The sequence below is a fragment of the Kiloniella spongiae genome, assembly GCF_001026905.1.
Taxonomy (GTDB): Bacteria; Pseudomonadota; Alphaproteobacteria; order Kiloniellales; family Kiloniellaceae; genus Kiloniella; species Kiloniella spongiae.
Window position 1 is genome coordinate 42,072 of sequence record NZ_LAQL01000009.1, and the last position, 19,318, is coordinate 61,389.

Here is a 19,318-nt window from a genome sequence, read left to right on the forward strand (position 1 = left end):
TGTCGTAAAAAGGGGGAAAAGTGAGTACCAACGATTTCGACCTTGATCAGTTCAAAGCAACTTATTTCGAAGAATGTGCTGAACTGCTTATAGATGCAGAAACAAGACTTGCCGACCTACAACACAACCCAGAGAATGTTGACGCAGAAGATTTAAATGCGATCTTTCGTGTTGTCCATTCTGTAAAGGGTGGTGCCGGTGCATTTAGTTTCGATCAACTCGTTGGTTTTGCGCATATATACGAAGCCCTTCTTGATAAAATGCGTCAAGGTGAAATCCAAATTACCGAAGACATCGTCACATTATTGCTTTCCGCCAATGATATCCTGACAAACCTTATTCAGGCAGCACAAAACGGCATTACTGTGCCGGAAGACGATTTTATCGACATCAAAAATAAACTGAACCTGCTTGCATTTGATCAACCCATAAGTTCTTCGGTCGAGGAAGATGCGACAGAGATCACAACGCCTGAAGAAAAAAGCGCAAAAAAATATATCATTTCGTTCACCCCTAAACCCGAACTCCTGCAACATGCGAACGAACCTCTTCTTCTTGCTCGCGAAATGAAAGCACTTGGTGAGCTCACAACCATCGTCAACACTGATCGCTTGCCTTCCATCCAAAAAATTATCTCCGATGAAGCTTACTTTTCCTGGGTTTTCGAGTTGGTCTCCGATTGCAGCCTTACAGACGTGGAAGAGGTATTCGAATTCGTCACAGAAGATTGCGATCTGGAAATAAAAATAGACGGCGATCCGAAAAAAGAAGAAATCTCTTCGCAATCAACATCATCTGAATCCACAGAAAACAGCGACGAAAAATCACTGGAAACAACAAAAAAACAAGCTGTTGAGGCAATGCAAGCGCCGACAATTCCAACATCAGTACCAGCAAAACCAACTCCGGCAGGGAATAATCAGACTTCTCAACGCGTCTCTTCCATCCGGGTAGAACTGGATCGAGTAGACCGACTGGTGAACATGGTTGGCGAACTCGTCATTACCCAAGCAATGTTGCGCCAACAAGTTGACAATCTTCCCTCGGAACTAGCTGCCTTTATGGCCAAAGGCTTTGAAGATCTTGGGATGCATACACGGGAAATTCAGGAATCAGTCATGGCTGTCCGTATGCAGCCCGTCAAATCCGTTTTTGCTCGTATTCCAAGATTAGTACGGGAACTTGCCTCAAAACTCGGCAAAAAAGTAGAACTCGAAACATCTGGGGAACACACAGAAGTTGATAAAACAGTTATAGAACAACTTTCTGATCCTTTAACTCATATGATCCGTAACTCGCTTGATCACGGGATTGAAGAAACGCCTGAAGATCGGAAGACTGTCGGAAAACCAGAGCTCGCAACTGTCACCCTATCCGCAGAACATCGATCAGGGCGCATTCATATTATCGTGACGGATGATGGCCGTGGCATCAACCGTGAGCGGGTCAGGTCCAAAGCAATAGAAAAAGGCATTATCAATGCAGACGAAAACCTTACTGACGAAGCCATTGATGACCTGATATTCAGTCCCGGATTTTCAACAGCAGAAGAAGTGACCGACGTCTCAGGTCGAGGTGTTGGCATGGATGTTGTTCGTCGAAACATCAGTAATCTTGGGGGCCGCATTTCTGTTCACTCTACGCCAGGCAAGGGAACCAAGTTTGTTATGTCCCTGCCCCTTACCCTTGCCGTTTTGGATGGGATGGTTGTTGCCGTGGGTAGAGAGAAATTCATTATCTCACTTACATCTATTATCGAAAGCTTGCGTCCGGCAAAAGCAGAACTTCACAGGCTTTCGAATGGAGCGAATGTTGTTTCCTTACGTGGGGAATACATTCGATTAATTAAACTGCATCAGCTGTTCAATATCCCTGGTGCCCGCAAAGATCCAAGCAAAGCCCTCGTTGTTGTTGTTGAAATCGAAGGCGGGAAACAAGTTGGTATTTTGGTCGATGAACTACTTGGCCAACAACAGGTTGTCATCAAGAGTCTTGAAGAGAATTATGACCCGGTCGACGGTATTTCCGCAGCAACGATTCTGGGTAACGGGATGGTTGCCCTTATCCTTGATGTGGATGGCCTTGATGCTATGGCACGGCAAGTAAACCATCGATCTGATCCAAGTGATCTTGAAGATACGGATACGGTACTTCTCTCAGAGAATTCGAAATCATTAACTCACCCCCCTGATCTAGCTGAAAAAGAGATCGACAATCCTCTGTCAAATGAAACTCAAGATCTTGAAGTAATGGAGCAAAATTAATGGAAAGTAACAGCCTCGTTGCCCAAGAAAATAAAGCTGTCGCACCAATATCAGACGCAAAGCCGCAAAACGTAAATGCTGACGGAACCGGACTTGCTCTGGCCGAGAGTTCAGGACAGGAGCAATACATCACCTTTACTGTCGGAGAACAGGAATACGGTGTGGATATTATGTCTGTTCGAGAGATCAAGGGATGGGTGGAGACAACTCTTTTACCCAACACACCGGATTATATGCGCGGCGTCTTAAATCTTCGTGGCGTTATTGTCCCCATTTTTGATCTTAGATGCCGTTTCGGACTTGGAGAAACAGAGGCAACAAACCTGCATGTCATTGTGATCATTGCCGTAAAAGAGCGGATGGTCGGTATTCTTGTTGACACCGTCTCGGACATTCTAACGGTATCAAATTCCGATATCAGAGACGTTCCCAAAATGGAAACACTGATCGAGGAAGAATATTTGTCTGGATTAGTAACAATCGAAGAGCGAATGGTTGCTTTACTCAATCAAGAAAAACTTTTCGACACCCAAATCATAGAAAAAGGGATCTCAGTCGGTCTGACTGAAGAAACCTGAATTTTTAAAGCTTACAAAAAAGTTGTGTGATGCCGCCAAAAACCACAACTAAAGAAAGAATTTTTCGTAAAATAAAATCCTATAAGTAACAAGTATAGAAGTCTAGACGGAGAGATACAGATGGTTACTTTTTTAAACAATCTTCCAGTGAGGTTTAAATTCAGTATCGCCCTATTGATACCGATTTTAGGCCTTCTGTTTTTCTCTATCTACACTGTATTAGACAAAAACGCGACGGTTCAATCCATGAAAAAGATCAGGCATATTGCTGAATCTTCTCTGGATATTGGGACCTATGTCCATAATCTGCAAATTGAACGTGGTACATCCGCAAGCTATATAAGTTCCAAAGGTTCCCGTGACATCAAGGGTCAGCTAGAAGATCGTCGCCGCCTCACCAATGAATCTCAACAAGCCCTCGTCGAAAAGCTTGAAATTTTACTCACGGAATCAACCAGCGATGTTTTCTCAAGTAAAATAAACAAGGTTAAGTCCAGATTTACAGAGCTGGAAAAATACCGTTCCGATGTAACCGATCTAGAGCTGACAGTCGCTGAAATGGCGAGTTTTTATTCTGGAACCGTGGCTGATCTGATCAATATCGTCGCTGAAATGCCCCTGCTAAGTAATGATGGGGCTATATCGAATCAAATCACCGCTTTAATTGCCCTTCTCCAAGCAAAGGAAAATGCTGGCATCGAGCGCGCTGTTGGCACCGCCGGATTCGCCTCTGGTTCTTTTGATACAGCCAGATATAAGCAACTCGCAAATTTGATCAGCAAGCAGGAAAGCTATTTTTGGATTTACCAAAACTACGCAACACCAAAGCTGAAAGCCCTCTACACAGACATGGTTACCAATCCAAGCTCTATCCGTTTAGAAGAGATGCGTAAAGTCATTGCAAACTATCCAGATAGCTTTGATCTCGCTGGTATCAGCGGACAGGATTTATTTAATACAACATCTGATCGTCTGGAAATCATAAGAGAAATAGAGATCATCGCAGAAGAACTGCTCATCGAAAATATTGAACACGTTGAACATGAAGCCTTTACGATCGAACTTATATTCCTGTGCATCACAATTGCCGTCCTCATCATTGCAATAGGTTTAGGCATTATTATTACCTTGGGTGTCAGCCGTGCTCTCACTCAACTGGTGACACTGGTCACCGACAACGATGCAGAAGTAAATATCAATCCTGATCGGAAAGATGAGATCGGTGTTCTTGGCAATTCCCTTCTCGCTTTTGTTGAAGAGGCAAAAGAAAACGAGCGAATTGCCATAGCAAACACCAGAATAAAATCAGCTTTGGATAGTTGCCAAGCCAATGTAATGGTCGCGAATAACGATTTTGACATCATCTACATGAATGATGCCGTTCTCGATATGATGCGCAAAGGCGAATCGGATATCCGACAGGATCTCCCTGGATTTGATACATCAAAACTCCTTGGCGATAGCATTGATCGCTTTCACAAAAACCCTGCCCACCAACGCTCTATGCTCGAGGCCTTAACAACAACCTATCAAGGGAAAATCGAGGTTGGAGGAAGAACTTATGAACTAATTGCGACTCCAATTAATACCGAGAATGGTGATCGTTTGGGAACAGTTGTTGAATGGAAAGACATCACAGCCGAACTCGCTATACAGGCTGAAGTCGACTCTATGGTTCAAGCCATATCCAGTGGAGATTTCACCAAATCTCTATCCCCAGAAGGTAAAGAGGGCTTTATGCTGGCTCTGACCAATGCTCTAAACTCTCTGAACAAAAATGTCAGTGCAGTGATCGATGATGTAGCAACCGCTCTATCTTCTCTCTCCAGAGGAGATCTTACTCACGAGATTACAACCAGTTACACTGGCATGTATGAGACCCTCAAACAGGATGTAAACCAAACATCTAAGCGCCTATCTGAAACTGTTGGTGATATTATTTCAACAACAGATGAAATAGGTTCGGCATCGACCGAAATTGCCTCTGGATCAATGGATCTATCCCAACGGACAGAAGCACAGGCATCTAGCCTACAGCAAACGGCAGCCTCTATGGAAGAGATGTCAACAACGGTGAAGCAGAATGCCGATAGTGCTCAACAAGCAAACCAGATGGCTCTGAATGCAACAGAGACTGCCGAACGTGGTGGCGGCGTTGTTAAAGATGCTGTTGTTGCGGTGACAGGTATAGAACAAGCATCTCAAAAAGTATCAGACATCATTGGTGTGATTGATGAAATCGCTTTCCAAACCAACCTTCTTGCCCTCAACGCCGCTGTCGAAGCTGCAAGGGCAGGCGAAGCTGGTAAAGGCTTTGCTGTTGTCGCTGCCGAAGTTCGAACACTGGCTCAACGTTCCGGTGAAGCAGCCAAAGATATCAAAATCTTGATTGTTGAAGCCAATGACCAAGTTAAAGAAGGCGTTACTCTTGTTAGATCTACCGGAGATACTTTGTCCGAAATTGTAGATTCATCCAAACGTGTGGCAGATATTATTTCCGAGATCGCTGCGTCCAGTCGTGAGCAAGCTACCGGAGTAGAGGAAATCAATACAGCAATAACCGCCATGGATGAAATGACCCAGCAGAACGCGGCATTGGTCGAAGAAAGTTCAGCCTCAGCAAGAACACTGGAAGAACAAGCCGAAGGGCTTTCTGAAATGATTGGTTTCTTTAAAACTGACGGAAATAGCAACAGAGAACCTAAGCCAAAGCCGCAGGACATCCCCAAAATGGCGTCACAAAAACCCTCAAAGACTGTAACAACTCTTAAGCCAGCAACAGCAACTGCCATTGAAGACGATGATGACTGGTCAGAGTTTTAAAAACCAAAGCTATGACTAATACCAAACAACAATCACTACAGAAATCATGTTAGATAACGGAGAATATAATGCGTAGTGCAAATAACCGTTTTTCCCTGAAAATTGCGTATAAACTGCCAATACTGTTTATTTTAATAGCAATGATTTCTGTCGTATCTATCGGCACATTCAGCGTCATAAATTCTTCAGACACGTTGATTTTGCAAAAACAGCAAACTTTAACAGCATTGGCGGAAGCACGCAGTTCTTCTTTAAGACAATATCTGGAATCAATCCGAGAAGACATCCTCATCACAGCAACCAATAACAATGTTCATAACGCTATAACAAGGTTTTCCGAAGGCTTTAAAGACGAAAAAGAACTCCATAGTGATCCTCTTGCATCCCTCCAATCCGTTTATATAAATGAAAAAAATCTTACTGATACAACGTCTTTCGGGAACAAAGAAGCGCTAGGGCAAAAACATCTGTTTGACGGACCGTCTGTCGCTGAAGGAATTTATCACACACAACATAAACGCCTTCATCCTTGGTTTCGCCGAATGCTGGAAGGTCGTGGGTATTACGACATATTTCTTATTAACCCAGAGGGAGATGTTGTTTATACCGTTTTCAAAGAGCTTGATTACGCAACCAATCTTCTCGACGGTAAATATAACAATACTGGGTTGGCTCAGGTATTCAAAGCTACCCTTTCGAATAACGAGCCCGGAAGCGTTAACTTTGTAGATTTTGCACCCTATGCCCCAAGTAATGGTACGCCGGCTAGTTTTATTGCAACACCAATTACCACTATAAACGGTTTCGTAGGTGTTCTCGTTTTCCAAATGCCTATTGATAGAATTGACCACATTTTACAACTCAGTGCAGGTATGGGGGCATCAGGCGAAACTTATCTGGTTGGTAGTGATTTCCTCATGCGAAGCGATTCCAGATTTTCAGAAGAATCAACAATTCTGAAAACAGAGGTTAAAACTGCAACTGTGGAAAAGGCTCTGAATGGAAAATCAGGTATCGAAGTAACACCCGACTATCGTGACATCCCCGTTCTTTCTGCCTTTCAACCATTTGAATTTGAAGGAATCAGATGGGCATTAATGGCAGAGATTGACGAGGTTGAAATGCTTGCTCCTGCACATGACGCACGTCTATTCATTCTTATGATCGGTGGAATTGTTCTCGTAATTGTAGGCCTGCTTGGATGGTTATTTGCCCGCTCTATTATCCGCCCCTTACAAAAATCAACATCTGAAATGCTCCAACTTGCTGAAGGGGACAAATCATTTGCTATTTCCGGATTGGAACGTCGTGACGAAATCAGGGATATTGCTTCTGCATTGCAAACCTTTAAAGACAATGCGGTTGAACAAGACCGATCAGCAGCAGAAAACATGCGGATCAAATCAGCACTTGATAGCAGTTCAGCGAATGTCATGGTCGCGGACAATAACCTTGACATCATCTATATGAATGACGCTGTTCTTGAGATGATGCGCGAGGGTGAGACTGATATTCGTAGGGATCTTCCCGGTTTCGATACAAATAAGCTCCTTGGTGACAGTATTGACCGCTTTCATAAAAATCCAGCACACCAACGTTCTTTGCTCGAAACTTTGAATACGACATATCAAGGCCGCATCAAAGTCGGAGGCAGGACCTATGATTTGATAGCAAACCCCATCATCACACAAGACAAAGAACGTCTGGGAACCGTTGTTGAATGGGCAGATGTCACAGCTGAACTCGCTATTCAGGATGACGTTGATGAAATGGTTAAAGCTATTTCAGAAGGTGACTTCACAAAGTCCTTAGTAGCAGACGGTAAAGAAGGCTTTATGCTAGCCTTGACCAACGCTCTGAACTCCCTCAACAAGAATGTCAGTGATGTTGTTGATGATGTGGCAACCGCTCTCTCATCTCTCTCACGAGGGGACCTCACGCACGAAATTACAGCCAATTACACTGGGATGTACGAAACCCTCAAACAGGATGTGAACCAAACCTCAAAACGTCTATCTGAAACTGTCGGCGAGATAATCACTACCACTGATGAGATTGGATCTGCCTCTACCGAGATATCCTCAGGCTCTATGGATCTGTCTCAAAGAACAGAAGCACAGGCATCCAGCCTGCAACAAACTGCGGCCTCTATGGAAGAGATGTCAACCACCGTGAAGCAGAATGCAGACAGTGCTCAGCAGGCAAATCAGATGGCCTTGAATGCAACGGAGACCGCCGAACGAGGAGGAGAAGTTGTCCAGGAAGCCGTTGTTGCCGTGACTGGAATTGAACAGGCATCACAGAAAGTTTCCGACATCATCGGAGTTATTGATGAGATTGCCTTCCAGACGAACCTTCTTGCCCTCAATGCTGCGGTTGAAGCCGCCAGAGCGGGAGAAGCAGGTAAGGGATTTGCTGTGGTTGCAGCCGAGGTTCGAACTTTGGCGCAACGTTCCGGTGAAGCAGCTAAAGATATCAAAACCTTAATTATAGAAGCCAACGACCAGGTTAAGGAAGGTGTTACTCTGGTTCGTTCAACCGGGGATACTCTGTCCGAAATTGTTGATTCATCCAAACGTGTTGCTGATATCATCTCCGAAATTGCAGCCTCTAGCCGGGAACAGGCATCCGGCGTTGAAGAGATCAATGCAGCAATCACAGCAATGGATGAAATGACCCAGCAAAACGCTGCTTTGGTTGAAGAAAGCTCGGCTGCGGCCCGTACCCTGGAAGAGCAAGCAGAGGGGCTCTCCGAGATGATTGGTTTCTTTAAAACAGACGATACAAGACGAGTTAATAGTCCCCAAAAACCAAAAGAGGTTAAACAGGCGCCCCCTGCGGTGACGCAAAAACCTCAACCGCAACAAAAGAATGTTACAGCACTCAAATCCACCGCTTCAACAGCAGTCGCCATCGAGGAGGAGGAGGACTGGTCCGAATTTTAAATGGAAATGAACGTGGGATTCTTAAAGCCATACAGAGTAAAAGAGTAGAATCGATGACATCATCAGGACTCGCTTCATCAGTAACAAGAAAATCAGCTTCTTCTAGTATAGAGGCCGCAGATACTAATGAGCGCGAGTTTCCTTTCTCTGACCAAGAGTTTAAAACTCTCACCCAGATGGTTTATGATAGAACCGGTATTGTCCTGAAAGATAACAAAAAAAACATGGTTTATGGTCGTCTCGCCAGACGATTACGCAAACTAAAAATGTACTCTTTTAAAGAATATTTGACTTATCTGGATAGCCCCGACGGTGCCAATGAAACAGGCATGTTGATAAACGCTATCACCACAAACCTGACCAAGTTCTTTAGAGAGTCCCATCATTTCAAACATTTGTTTACTGCCTGTGAAAAAATCATTCAGGCCCAAACAAATCGAGGCGAAGACCGTCGACTTCGCCTCTGGTCGGCAGGTTGTTCGTCTGGCGAAGAGCCCTACTCTATCGCCATCGTCATGAACGAACTCCTAAAGAGAACCCCTTCGATAGATATTAAAATTTTGGCGACAGATCTTGATACAGGCATGCTGCAAACTGGCATGTCCGGGATTTATAGCAAGAAATCTGTCGAAAACATGCCAGATAAATTCAGAACGAAATATACCCAGGAAATATCTGAATCACAGGTTCAAATGAGTTCAGAGTTACGTAGTTTGATCACCTTTAAACAGCTCAATCTACTGGAAAAATGGCTCATGAAAGGACCTTTTGATGTCATTTTTTGCCGAAATGTCATGATTTATTTCGACCAACCGACAAAGATATCACTTGGTAAACGTTATGCCGAATTACTCAGGACAGATAGCTGGCTCTATATTGGCCATTCTGAAAGCTTACCAGAGGAAACTAACCTAAAACTCATTGGTAAAACCATCTATCAACGTCAGGATCGGAGAGGATAAAATGTTACATAAAACAGACATAAAAAAAGCTCCTCCGTTCAACAAAGTTCCGGATCATTTTTATTCGGATGACACAGATCTTCGTCATCCTCACGAAGGGGAACCGAAGAGGTTTTTTGATCCTAAATTCAAACATTATGCCGTGAAAATAATGCCTGGAACTCATTACGTAACATCCAGACACGATGAAATGCTCGTCACCACATTAGGGTCATGTGTAAGTGCCTGCGTCCGCGATACAGCACTCGGTGTCGGAGGGATGAATCACTTCATGCTTCCAGAAAGTGACACAGGTAAATGGGGCGGAAGCAGTGCGGTGATGCGATATGGTAACCATGCCATGGAAACCTTGCTGAACGATATTCTCGCTATGGGTGGAGCAAAAAATCGCATGGAAATTAAGCTCTTTGGCGGTGGTCACGTTCTTAACTCATCCAACCTGGTCGGCGAGAAGAACGTTCAGTTTGTTGAACGGTATTTAAAAAACGAACACCTCGCACCTTCGTCACAACACTTAGGGGGAAACCAAGCGAGGAAGATCATTTTTTTCCCCAAAACCGGTGTCGTTAAAATGAAGCTTCTCCCCCATGCATTTGATGAAGAAGTCGTTCAAAACGAGAGAAAACTCAGTACCAATCTTAATCACCAAGAGATTGAAGGCAGTGTTGAACTATTTTGAGTAGGAATTTATTTTGACCTCAATTAAAGTCCTTATCGTTGATGATTCAGCTCTTATGAGAGAGCTTTTGACGGCCCTTCTGTCCCAAGATCCAACCATTGAGGTTGTTGGATCTGCGACGGATCCCTATCAGGCACGCCAAATGATCAAACAGTTATTACCTGACGTCATTACGCTTGATATCGAAATGCCCAGAATGGACGGATTATCTTTTTTGGAAAAGATAATGACATTAAGGCCCATGCCTGTAGTGATGGTGTCTTCGCTAACACAACAAGGTGCAGAAGCAACACTCAATGCCCTTGAGCTTGGTGCCGTGGATTTTTTCCCAAAGCCCAAGCTAGATATGAAGCGCGGTATTGAAAAGCGTGCCGATGAACTTATTCACAAGATCAAGACCGCCGCACAGGCAAAGGTAAAAACTCTCGAACGCGAACAGGATACACCGCTTGCCTTAAACCCTCTTTCAAACATTAAGTTTTCTACAACTGAAAAAATCATTGCCATCGGCGCTTCAACTGGTGGAGTTGAAGCCTTACGTGTCGTTATCAAGAATTTACCGGCCAATAGCCCTGCTGTTCTTGTAACCCAACACATGCCTGAAAAGTTTACAAAAACCTTTGCCGAACGCCTGAACAAAATTTCAGCTGTTTCCATCAGCGAGGCCAAACACGGCGAACGCGTACTGCCAGGACACGTTTATATTGCGCCAGGTGGTAAGCACTTAAAATTACATAGATCAGGTGCAAACTACCTCTGCCAATTAACTGACGAGGAAGCAGTATCCGGCCACAAACCTTCCGTTGATGTCCTTTTCCGTTCTACCAGTGAAGCAGCTGGGAAAAATGCTATTGGCGTTATTTTGACTGGCATGGGCAAAGATGGCGCGGCAGGCATGTTGGAATTACGAGAAGTCGGAGCAAAAACCTTTGGGCAGGATGAAGCCTCTTGCGTTGTCTATGGCATGCCTAAGGCAGCGTACGACATTGGCGCTGTTGAACATCAAGTTTCCTTAAACAAGATAACCGAAGCAATGTTGAATGCCTGCGGCGCAGCAAAAGATCGACATATACGCGTCTAAACACTGAAAGATCTAAACACTGAAAGAGTCGTGTACGAACGTGAGGATTATACCTCATATAGTAAGGAGAAACGAATGGCTATGGTAGCACAACCCGAAATCTATGCGGATAAACCCCCAAACAACGCAGAGGATAATCCTGAGCAGGATACACTATCCATTCAGGACGATACCATTGATCATAGCCTGCCAGTCATTCCAGGGAGTCCACCTATTGGCAGCAACGAAGGGATGCATGATTTACTGACATTATGGGTCGGTCTATCAGATGTACAAAAAAGAACCTTTAAAGCCCTGACAAAAGAAGTCGAAGTGGCAAGCAACCTCGTAGAAACATCAACAGAGGAGCTCTCCAAAAATTTTCAAGAGCTGGCAAATTTCTCTCGGAAACAAGCCGACGATCTGAAATCAATCATTGAATCTGCCAGCACCGTGACCGTCGACGACAAAGAAATCACTTTGACAGATGTCCTGCACGTTATGGAAGAATCGATTAATACTGTGGTTGAACAAATATTACACGTGTCTAAACACGGAATGTCCATGACCTATGCAATGGAAGATCTCCTTGGAAATGTCGAAAAAGTTCAAGCACGGGTGACTGATATTGAAACAGTTACCAAACAAACAAACCTGCTGGCTCTTAATGCAAAAATAGAGGCTATGCGAGCTGGAGACGCCGGTGCCGGATTTTCCGTTGTTGCAGATGGCGTGCGAGAACTTTCAAGTTCTATTAACGATCTTTCTGGTCAAATCAGGCGAGAGATTTCTGATGTCTCCAAATCTTTAGCAGACAGTCAAGGAAATCTAAGAGAAGTTACCTCTGTTGACATGACTGAAAACATTATGGCTAAAGAACACATCGAAAAAATCATGACTTGCCTCATAGATCGTAACGATTCCTTTAGTAAAACCATTCAAAATTCTGCAAGTAATTCAGACGACATGACACGCCAAGTCTCTGAAATGATCACCGGAATTCAATTCCAGGATAGAACTAGCCAACGCCTTGGTAATATTCTGGATGCCTTGAAGGTCTTGTCCGAGGCCGGGGAAGAAATGAAAGCCAAAACGGAAGAACAGGTTGGTGAACAGATAACACCTGAATTGGATAGAGAATGGCTTAATCAGCTGATCAATGGCTTCCATTTGGGCGAAATGCGTGAACGTTTTATCATGCATGCCCTCTATGATGACGATATGGCAATTGATGATGAGGCGAACGGTACTCAAAGCCAACCAGACGATGACGAAGACGATATAGAGTTGTTCTAATGACTTACCTTATAATTATCTTATCTGGGAAAGGATAACGCTAAATGGACTATTCGTTTAAACCAGACGGAACCTTGCTAAAATGCGTAATGACAGGTGAATTCACCTTTACTGATCATCCCACTTTTCGCAGCATGATTGACGAAGCAGTAAAAACAGGTGCCCGTTCAATACAATTAGATCTGCAAGACGTAGAATATATTGATTCAGCAGGTCTAGGCATGTTTTTAGTGGCCCATGAACGATCAGGCGAAGAAGGATGGACGTTTTCTATTAGCAATCCCAGAGAAAAGGTTCAAAAGATGTTCACCCTCGCAAGGCTGGAAACCATTGTAACCATAGCAAACGGTTAAAAACATAATCACTCAAGAACCTCTGTAGTGTCAGACAGACATTACTTTTCTTAGTAAGAAATTAATCAAGAGTTGAATGCCCAATAGTTCAAACGACATACCTTTTGAGACCATCGCAAATCGGCAAGTTTTAGTTGTCGATGATGTCAAACTATTGCGCGATCTCATTACCAGCATTTTACGACAGGCTGGCTTTAACAATATCGAACACGCAGAAAATGGCCAAGAAGCAATGCTCAAAGTCACGGACAATCCTCCGGACATTATTATCTTGGATCTCATGATGCCAATTATGGATGGCATGGAGGTCTGCCGCTTGGTTCGAGAAATTGAAGATACGGCATCTATTCCCATTATCGTTCAAACTGCCATGCATGATAATGAAGAGCGCCTGAAAGCCTTTGCAGCGGGAGCCAGTGACCTTGTCACAAAACCAGTGAACGCCCTTGAACTTGTGATCCGGACAAAACTACACCTCAAGAACCTAATTTTGACGGAAAATAGAGAAAAATATCGCGCACGTGTTGCCGATGAACTAGCAACAGCAAAAGACGTCCAGCAAAATATTTTACCCTCCCCACAACACCTCCGGGAAATACGCGAACAAACGGGGCTTAATATTTCCTCTGTCTGTCAGCCATCATCAGAACTCGGAGGGGATTTTTGGGGCGCACGCATCTTAGCAAATGGCTCAATCGGCTTCTACGTTACAGATTTCTCAGGACATGGTGTTGTTTCGGCCCTGAATACCATCAGATTACACACACTTTTATTCAACGTAGGCGAAGCATGGCAAAAACCAGACCAGCTCTTGTCTGATATCAATCAGAACCTTTGTGACATGTTACCAACTGGGCAGTATGCAACAATGATTATTGGTTTAATTTCTCCTGAGAACAATACATTAAGCTACGCTGGTGCTGCGGCTCCTCCTCCAATTTATGGCGAATGGGAAAAGCCCGAAAAGTTTAGCTATCTTGATACAACAGGGTTACCACTAGGTGTTAGTAAAATTGCAACTTACGATCTTCAAACAGTTCCTTTTACCAAAAACCATTTACTCTTTTCCTTTAGCGATGCCTTAATTGAAACCAAGCTAAATGATGGCACGTTTTTGGAAGGAGAAGAGTTGATAAAGCTCGTAAAAGATCTCACAAATAGTAGAGCTAATCCTCAACTTTTGAATCAGCTCATTTCTTCTTTTTTTGAAAATGGTGGCGATGATTTGAGAGACGATTTAACAGCAATCTGTTTTGATTATTTATAGTATCAGCAAATTTAGCGTATTTAGCTTTCAACATGCATTCTGGACAACTTACAAAACAATCTTTGCCGTAACTCTGTTGCCTTTTTCATTATAATTGAGCTCGGTAAAGGCCATCATTTTTGCGAGTGCAATACCTCTGCCGTGATTGGAACGTATTCGTTCATCATCGATAGTTAGGTATTTTTGCCAATTAAAGCCTTTGCCTTCATCTTCAATGACAAAAACTATTTCACTATCGCTTCGCGTGTAACTGACCTTTACAATTCTTTTGTTATAAGGTTCCATGTTAAGGCGATTATGGATTTCATCATGAAGGCGACTTGTTTCAAGAAGCTCCGTTTTTAAATTATATCCAATTTCAAGATTTCCGTGCTCGACTGCATTATGCAACAATTCATTCAAGCCAATCACAATACCATCAGCTCCCGGACAAGCTAAACTCAGCATTGTTGTTAAATTACGGGCCTCATCAACCGTTTTGAATTCAAACGTTCCAGAAGTAATCAATCCGATTGCAGAGCTACGGGTTTCTATTTCATTTAACAAGCTACGAACATGATTAAATTGATTAGTTGCGGCACAAGTCACCGAATATAAAATATCGGTGTCACAGGGTTTTTTAATTGTGTGAAACCAGTTATGCACCACTAATTCCAAGGGCGATTTACGACTATCTATCGTCGTCATTACAACCGTAGGAATTTGTTGAGGTAATTTTTTATCAGCCCCAAGAACAAGCGATGATTCGGACAAAACATCACGATCATAATCGTCAGATATCAAGATCAACCCGACAGGATCTGTTTCCAAACGATTATCAAAAAGAATAGAGTCAGGTTTTAAAGAACAAACAACATCAAAGTTTTTTCCCGTCAAAAAGTTTAAAATTTCATTCCGGGCAATCTCATCCGGCTCGATTAAGAGTATGCGCGGCTCTTTCGAATTCATTAATTCCCCCTGATCCCTATATGATCATCGGCAATATAGCAAAATACTACCCCCTAGTTTACTCAACAGAATATAAACAAAGGATAAAGAACCAACCACCTATAAGTGTTTTTACACGTAAAAAACCAACTTCGGCGGCACATCAAAATTCAGAAATATTTATAGATATCAGAACGGTCAGAATTCAATCGTCAAATCCGTTAAATGACATGCCATGGTTAAAGGCATTTCATTTAATCACGGAATCAATTTCAATTATTCTCCACGGGGAAAACGTGCACCTTCTTCAAGAACATTCAAATCCATATGATTGCGCATGTACCGCTCAGATGCTTTTTGTAAGGGTTGGAAATCCCATGGGAAATACCCCCCATTTCTTAACGCTTCATAGACAACCCATCGACGTGCCTGACTTTCACGCACCTGTGCATCAAACAAAGTCATATTCCATCTTGTTCTGACCTTCGCCATAAACATCTGAACCAAATCAGCGTTACGATCATCTTCAGCTAAGTTATTTAATTCATGAGGATCTTCTGTCAGGTCAAATAGTTGCGGCGGATCCAGTTCACAATGTGTAAATTTATATTGTCCTTCGCGAATAGAAACCAACGGTGCATAAGACCCTTCTGCCGCATATTCCATATAAACCGGGTTTGTACGTTTCCCCCCCTTCATCAGAGGAAGCAAACTTTCGCCATCAGTCCAAGGTTCAACCTGGCTCAAATCAACACCAGCAAGATCCGCTAGGGTCGGGACTACATCTAGGTTTGAAACAGGCGTTTTCACCAAACCTGCTTCACCCTGAGGAGCAGAAATCATTAAAGGAACACGCGCCGAGCCTTCAAAGAAATTCATTTTGAACCACAGCCCACGCTCACCTAACATATCGCCATGATCAGAACAGAAAACAACGATAGTATCGTCACGCATACGACACCGATCAAGAATGCTCACAAATTCACCCACCTTCTGGTCCAAATACGAAATATTTGCGAAGTACGCTTGACGAGATCGCCTCACATTCTCTGGCTTGATATCAAAATTTTCATAGTCATTGGCAAGATATATACGCTGAGAATGCGGATCCTGATCATCATATGCAATTGGCTGAACCGTCGGTTCTAAATGCTCACAATCGTTATAGAGATCCCAAAATTCACGCCGGGCAACGTAGGGGTCATGCGGATGCGTGAAGCTAACGGTTAAGCACCAGGGACGCTTTTCTTCACCTTGTTCACGGGCTAGTTGATAAAGCTTTTGCTGGGCGTGAAACGCAACTTCATCATCATATTCCATCTGATTACTTATTTCAGCCACCCCGGCTTCGGTGACTGATCCAAGATTATGATACCACCAGTCAATGCGTTCGCCGGGTTTTCTGTAATCAGGTGTCCAGCCAAAATCTGCAGGATAGATATCGGTTGTCAAACGGTCTTCAAAACCATGTAGTTGATCCGGTCCGACAAAGTGCATCTTTCCACTCAGACAAGTGTAATATCCTGCCCGTCGAAGATGATGTGCATAAGTTGGGATATCAGAAGCATATTCAGCTGCATTATCATAAACTCGTGTTCTCGAAGGCAATTGTCCCGCCATAAATGAAGCGCGCCCGGGCGCACAAAGTGGGCTTGCCGTGTAGTTGTTTTGGAAACGAACAGATTTTTGCGCCAGAGCTTTGAGGTGCGGCGCATGAAGAAATTCTGCCGGTCCATCAGGAAATAATGTTCCATTTAACTGATCAACCATGATGATCAAAATATTTGGTTGCGCACTCATTGCCGGGATCCTCTATATAAAGAATGGTCAATCATGACATCAACAATTCGATTGACCACATGACATAACAGAAATTACCATCAGGATTATATTACAAATGAATTCCAGCGTGTAGATTGAGATTTCATATGGCTGTCATAAATAATTTAGACAACAAAGTTCATACTCATCTCGCGGAACTTCATGCTTTTGACGCCGCGAGCAGATTAGGCAGTTTGACCAAAGCTGCCGAACAACTCAACATCACACAACCGGCCCTTAGCCAAAAGATCAAACGTCTGGAATCCTTTGTCGGCGAGCCTCTGTTCTTAAGACAGAATCGCGGTGTAAAACTAACGCCTACAGGCAAAGCGCTCTTCGAAGCGACACATACAAACCTTCAATCTCTTCGTGATATTTTTGAAAACATCGAAGGCAGAAAATCAACAAAGCAAGTACGCATTAGCACTGATTTTGCTTTTGCAGGCCATTGGTTGGTACCACGCCTGGCAAACTTACGAAACGATTTACAAGGCCTTGACATTCAGGTTTTTACATCCCAAACACCCAACAATCCGCTGACGTTTCAAAGTGACTTAATCATTTCGCTTAAAAGGTCTCCGCCCCCTGACACTCGGAATCACATTCTCTTTGAAGAAGAAGTCTTTGCAATTTGCAGCCCCCGCTTTTTAATGGAGTATGGCCCCTTTGAAAACGCAGATGACATCAGCGACAAACCCTTACTTGATTTAACGGCATCCCCTGACGTCGGTTGGCATAACTGGGAAAGTTGGCTTGAGCAACAAGGGGTAACGAAATGCCCCCAAACAACTGCTGTCGGTTTAAGCAACTATAGCCTCGTTATACAAGCAGCCATAAGAGATCAAGGCCTTGCCCTCGGTTGGAAGGGGCTCATTGAAGAACAGCTAGAACAAAAAGAACTTGTGATTGCCTGTCCACAATCCGTGCAAAGCGACAGAGCTTATTGCCTTCAGTTAAGAGAAGGTGCTTCCCCCCACGTCAAAAAAGTTTACAACTGGATCAAAGCAAACTCTATACAGCGTTGATAAGCAGAGAAGAGCAGCTCTACTTGCTCCGACACACAAGAACTCTTATATGATAAAGCATATCTTTATGCCTTTTCGAGAATCTAATGCCATTTACGCGCCCTACCAGTCCCCTTAGTTCTGGGGAATTCATAGCACTGATGGCTTTTTTAATGTCATTGGTGGCGCTATCCATTGATGCCGTTATGCCCGCCCTCCCCTTGTTGGGACAAGAACTGGCCGTCGCAAATCCAAATGATGTGCAACTCGTGATCGGTATCATATTTTTTGGGTTGGCAACCGGACAAATTTTCTTTGGCCCCTGGTCTGACAGTATTGGCAGAAAGCCTGTAATCTATTGCGGCTTGGTGATTTTTATCATTGGGTCCATCATTTCGGCAACAGCCACTGACTTTGACATTATGTTGCTTGGACGTTTATTACAGGGCGTCGGCGCTTCTGGCCCAAGAACAATTTCAGTTGCCTTGGTCCGCGATCAATTCGAAGGCCGCGCTATGGCACGTATTATGTCATTTATTATGGCCGTGTTTATTATTGTTCCAACCATTGCCCCTGCTCTGGGTCTTTCAATTATGATCTTTTTTGACTGGCAGGCTATTTTCTATAGCTTCTTCCTCCTTGCAAGCATTGTTCTCTTCTGGTTTGTGTGTAGACAGCCGGAAACGCTTTCAAAAGAAAACCGGATATCCCTGACCTTTGGACACTTCTGGAATGGCATAAAAACAATCCTCACCAACAAGCAGGCCTTGGCCTATACCCTAGCTGCCGGTATTATTTTTGGTGCCTTTATAGGTTACCTCACCAGCGCACAACAGATCTTTCAAGATATTTACGGTATTACAGAGCTTTTCCCGCTCTACTTTGCGATCCTGTCTCTTTCTATCGGCGCGGCTTCTCTGACCAACGCCAATCTAGTCATGAGGTTTGGCATGAGAAAGCTATCAAAAATTGCTCTGATTGCGATGACCATTTTGGCCATTCTATTCCTGATCCCGGCAACTCTGGCTTCGGGACAACCACATCTCTGGTCGTTTATGATTTACATGATGCTTAGCTTCTTCTGCATTGGCATTCTATTCGGTAACTTCAATACGCTTGCCATGGAACCCCTCGGGAAGCTTGCAGGTCTTGGCTCCGCCGTTGTCGGATCCCTTACAACATATATCTGCATGGCAATCGGCATTACCATTGGTCAAAACTACAACAACACCGTTTTACCTCTGGTCTATGCTTTTGCCACCCTCGGGCTTATCTCACTTGGAATCATGCTCTGGGTCGAAAGACAACCTGAGACGCAACTCACATAAAAATATAAAGC

The 19,318-nt window shown here is 43.7% G+C and carries 14 protein-coding genes; 12 read left to right on the plus strand and 2 right to left on the minus strand.

All coding sequences use genetic code 11. The features are described 5' to 3' along the window. Nucleotides 1–20 precede the first annotated feature (20 nt). The 10 genes from WH96_RS14470 to WH96_RS14515 all read left to right on the plus strand — a co-directional run bounded on the left by WH96_RS14470 (nucleotide 21) and on the right by WH96_RS14515 (nucleotide 14,227). Complete coding sequence (locus tag WH96_RS14470; RefSeq protein WP_082130501.1) at nucleotides 21–2,264, plus strand: chemotaxis protein CheA; 2,244 nt, start codon at nucleotides 21–23, stop codon at nucleotides 2,262–2,264. After that, the gene (locus WH96_RS14475; RefSeq protein WP_047764918.1) at nucleotides 2,264–2,842 is read left to right on the plus strand and encodes a chemotaxis protein CheW; all 579 of its coding nucleotides are present in this window, start codon (nucleotides 2,264–2,266) and stop codon (nucleotides 2,840–2,842) included. The genes WH96_RS14470 and WH96_RS14475 overlap by 1 nt, the downstream gene beginning before the upstream one ends. Before the next feature lie 120 nt (nucleotides 2,843–2,962). Then, a complete protein-coding gene (locus tag WH96_RS22675) occupies nucleotides 2,963–5,665 on the plus strand; it encodes a methyl-accepting chemotaxis protein (RefSeq protein ID WP_053005943.1) in 2,703 nt (900 codons plus the stop codon). 68 nt (nucleotides 5,666–5,733) lie between these two features. Beyond that, nucleotides 5,734–8,610 carry a methyl-accepting chemotaxis protein gene (locus WH96_RS21455; protein ID WP_053005944.1) on the plus strand — a complete coding sequence of 959 codons (2,877 nt, stop codon included), beginning with the start codon at nucleotides 5,734–5,736 and terminating at the stop codon, nucleotides 8,608–8,610. 53 nt (nucleotides 8,611–8,663) lie between these two features. Next, nucleotides 8,664–9,572, plus strand: a complete 909-nt coding sequence (locus tag WH96_RS14490; RefSeq protein ID WP_053005947.1) for a CheR family methyltransferase — start codon at nucleotides 8,664–8,666, stop codon at nucleotides 9,570–9,572. A 1-nt stretch (nucleotide 9,573) separates the two neighbouring features. Continuing rightward, the gene (locus WH96_RS14495; RefSeq protein WP_053005948.1) at nucleotides 9,574–10,251 is read left to right on the plus strand and encodes a hypothetical protein; all 678 of its coding nucleotides are present in this window, start codon (nucleotides 9,574–9,576) and stop codon (nucleotides 10,249–10,251) included. 13 nt (nucleotides 10,252–10,264) lie between these two features. Next, a complete protein-coding gene (locus tag WH96_RS14500; protein ID WP_053005950.1) occupies nucleotides 10,265–11,332 on the plus strand; it encodes a chemotaxis-specific protein-glutamate methyltransferase CheB in 1,068 nt (355 codons plus the stop codon). 75 nt (nucleotides 11,333–11,407) lie between these two features. Beyond that, entirely contained in the window at nucleotides 11,408–12,607 is a 1,200-nt protein-coding gene (locus tag WH96_RS14505) for a methyl-accepting chemotaxis protein (RefSeq protein ID WP_047764919.1), read from the plus strand. 44 nt (nucleotides 12,608–12,651) lie between these two features. Then, complete coding sequence (locus WH96_RS14510; protein ID WP_053005952.1) at nucleotides 12,652–12,960, plus strand: STAS domain-containing protein; 309 nt, start codon at nucleotides 12,652–12,654, stop codon at nucleotides 12,958–12,960. A 76-nt stretch (nucleotides 12,961–13,036) separates the two neighbouring features. After that, nucleotides 13,037–14,227 (plus strand): PP2C family protein-serine/threonine phosphatase, encoded by a 1,191-nt coding sequence (locus WH96_RS14515; protein WP_053005954.1) that lies wholly within the window; start codon nucleotides 13,037–13,039, stop codon nucleotides 14,225–14,227. Nucleotides 14,228–14,275: 48 nt separating this feature from the next. Here the strand turns inward: WH96_RS14515 and WH96_RS21460 are convergent, their stop codons facing one another. Together WH96_RS21460 and betC are read right to left on the minus strand one after the other, a co-directional pair. Next, a complete protein-coding gene (locus WH96_RS21460; protein WP_053005956.1) occupies nucleotides 14,276–15,175 on the minus strand; it encodes an ATP-binding protein in 900 nt (299 codons plus the stop codon). 255 nt (nucleotides 15,176–15,430) lie between these two features. After that, entirely contained in the window at nucleotides 15,431–16,954 is a 1,524-nt protein-coding gene (gene betC / locus WH96_RS14525; RefSeq protein ID WP_047764920.1) for a choline-sulfatase, read from the minus strand. A 128-nt stretch (nucleotides 16,955–17,082) separates the two neighbouring features. Between betC and WH96_RS14530 the strand changes: the two genes are divergently transcribed. Both WH96_RS14530 and WH96_RS14535 read left to right on the plus strand, forming a co-directional pair. Then, nucleotides 17,083–18,000 (plus strand): LysR family transcriptional regulator, encoded by a 918-nt coding sequence (locus tag WH96_RS14530; RefSeq protein ID WP_047764921.1) that lies wholly within the window; start codon nucleotides 17,083–17,085, stop codon nucleotides 17,998–18,000. A gap of 140 nt (nucleotides 18,001–18,140) precedes the next feature. Beyond that, on the plus strand, nucleotides 18,141–19,307 hold the full coding sequence (locus WH96_RS14535; RefSeq protein ID WP_218045062.1) for a multidrug effflux MFS transporter: 1,167 nt from the start codon (nucleotides 18,141–18,143) through the stop codon (nucleotides 19,305–19,307). Nucleotides 19,308–19,318: the final 11 nt, after the last annotated feature.

What these genes read in the sequence shown, in the direction of transcription:
- WH96_RS14475 (WP_047764918.1), top strand. Translation starts at nt 2,264, where the DNA reads ATGGAAAGTAACAGCCTCGTTGCCCAAGAAAATAAAGCTGTCGCACCA.
- WH96_RS22675 (WP_053005943.1), top strand. Translation starts at nt 2,963, where the DNA reads ATGGTTACTTTTTTAAACAATCTTCCAGTGAGGTTTAAATTCAGTATC.
- WH96_RS21455 (WP_053005944.1), top strand. Translation starts at nt 5,734, where the DNA reads ATGCGTAGTGCAAATAACCGTTTTTCCCTGAAAATTGCGTATAAACTG.
- WH96_RS14490 (WP_053005947.1), top strand. Translation starts at nt 8,664, where the DNA reads ATGACATCATCAGGACTCGCTTCATCAGTAACAAGAAAATCAGCTTCT.
- WH96_RS14495 (WP_053005948.1), top strand. Translation starts at nt 9,574, where the DNA reads ATGTTACATAAAACAGACATAAAAAAAGCTCCTCCGTTCAACAAAGTT.
- WH96_RS14505 (WP_047764919.1), top strand. Translation starts at nt 11,408, where the DNA reads ATGGCTATGGTAGCACAACCCGAAATCTATGCGGATAAACCCCCAAAC.
- WH96_RS14510 (WP_053005952.1), top strand. Translation starts at nt 12,652, where the DNA reads ATGGACTATTCGTTTAAACCAGACGGAACCTTGCTAAAATGCGTAATG.
- WH96_RS14515 (WP_053005954.1), top strand. Translation starts at nt 13,037, where the DNA reads ATGCCCAATAGTTCAAACGACATACCTTTTGAGACCATCGCAAATCGG.
- WH96_RS21460 (WP_053005956.1), bottom strand. Translation starts at nt 15,175, where the DNA reads ATGAATTCGAAAGAGCCGCGCATACTCTTAATCGAGCCGGATGAGATT.
- betC (WP_047764920.1), bottom strand. Translation starts at nt 16,954, where the DNA reads ATGAGTGCGCAACCAAATATTTTGATCATCATGGTTGATCAGTTAAAT.
- WH96_RS14530 (WP_047764921.1), top strand. Translation starts at nt 17,083, where the DNA reads ATGGCTGTCATAAATAATTTAGACAACAAAGTTCATACTCATCTCGCG.
- WH96_RS14535 (WP_218045062.1), top strand. Translation starts at nt 18,141, where the DNA reads ATGGCTTTTTTAATGTCATTGGTGGCGCTATCCATTGATGCCGTTATG.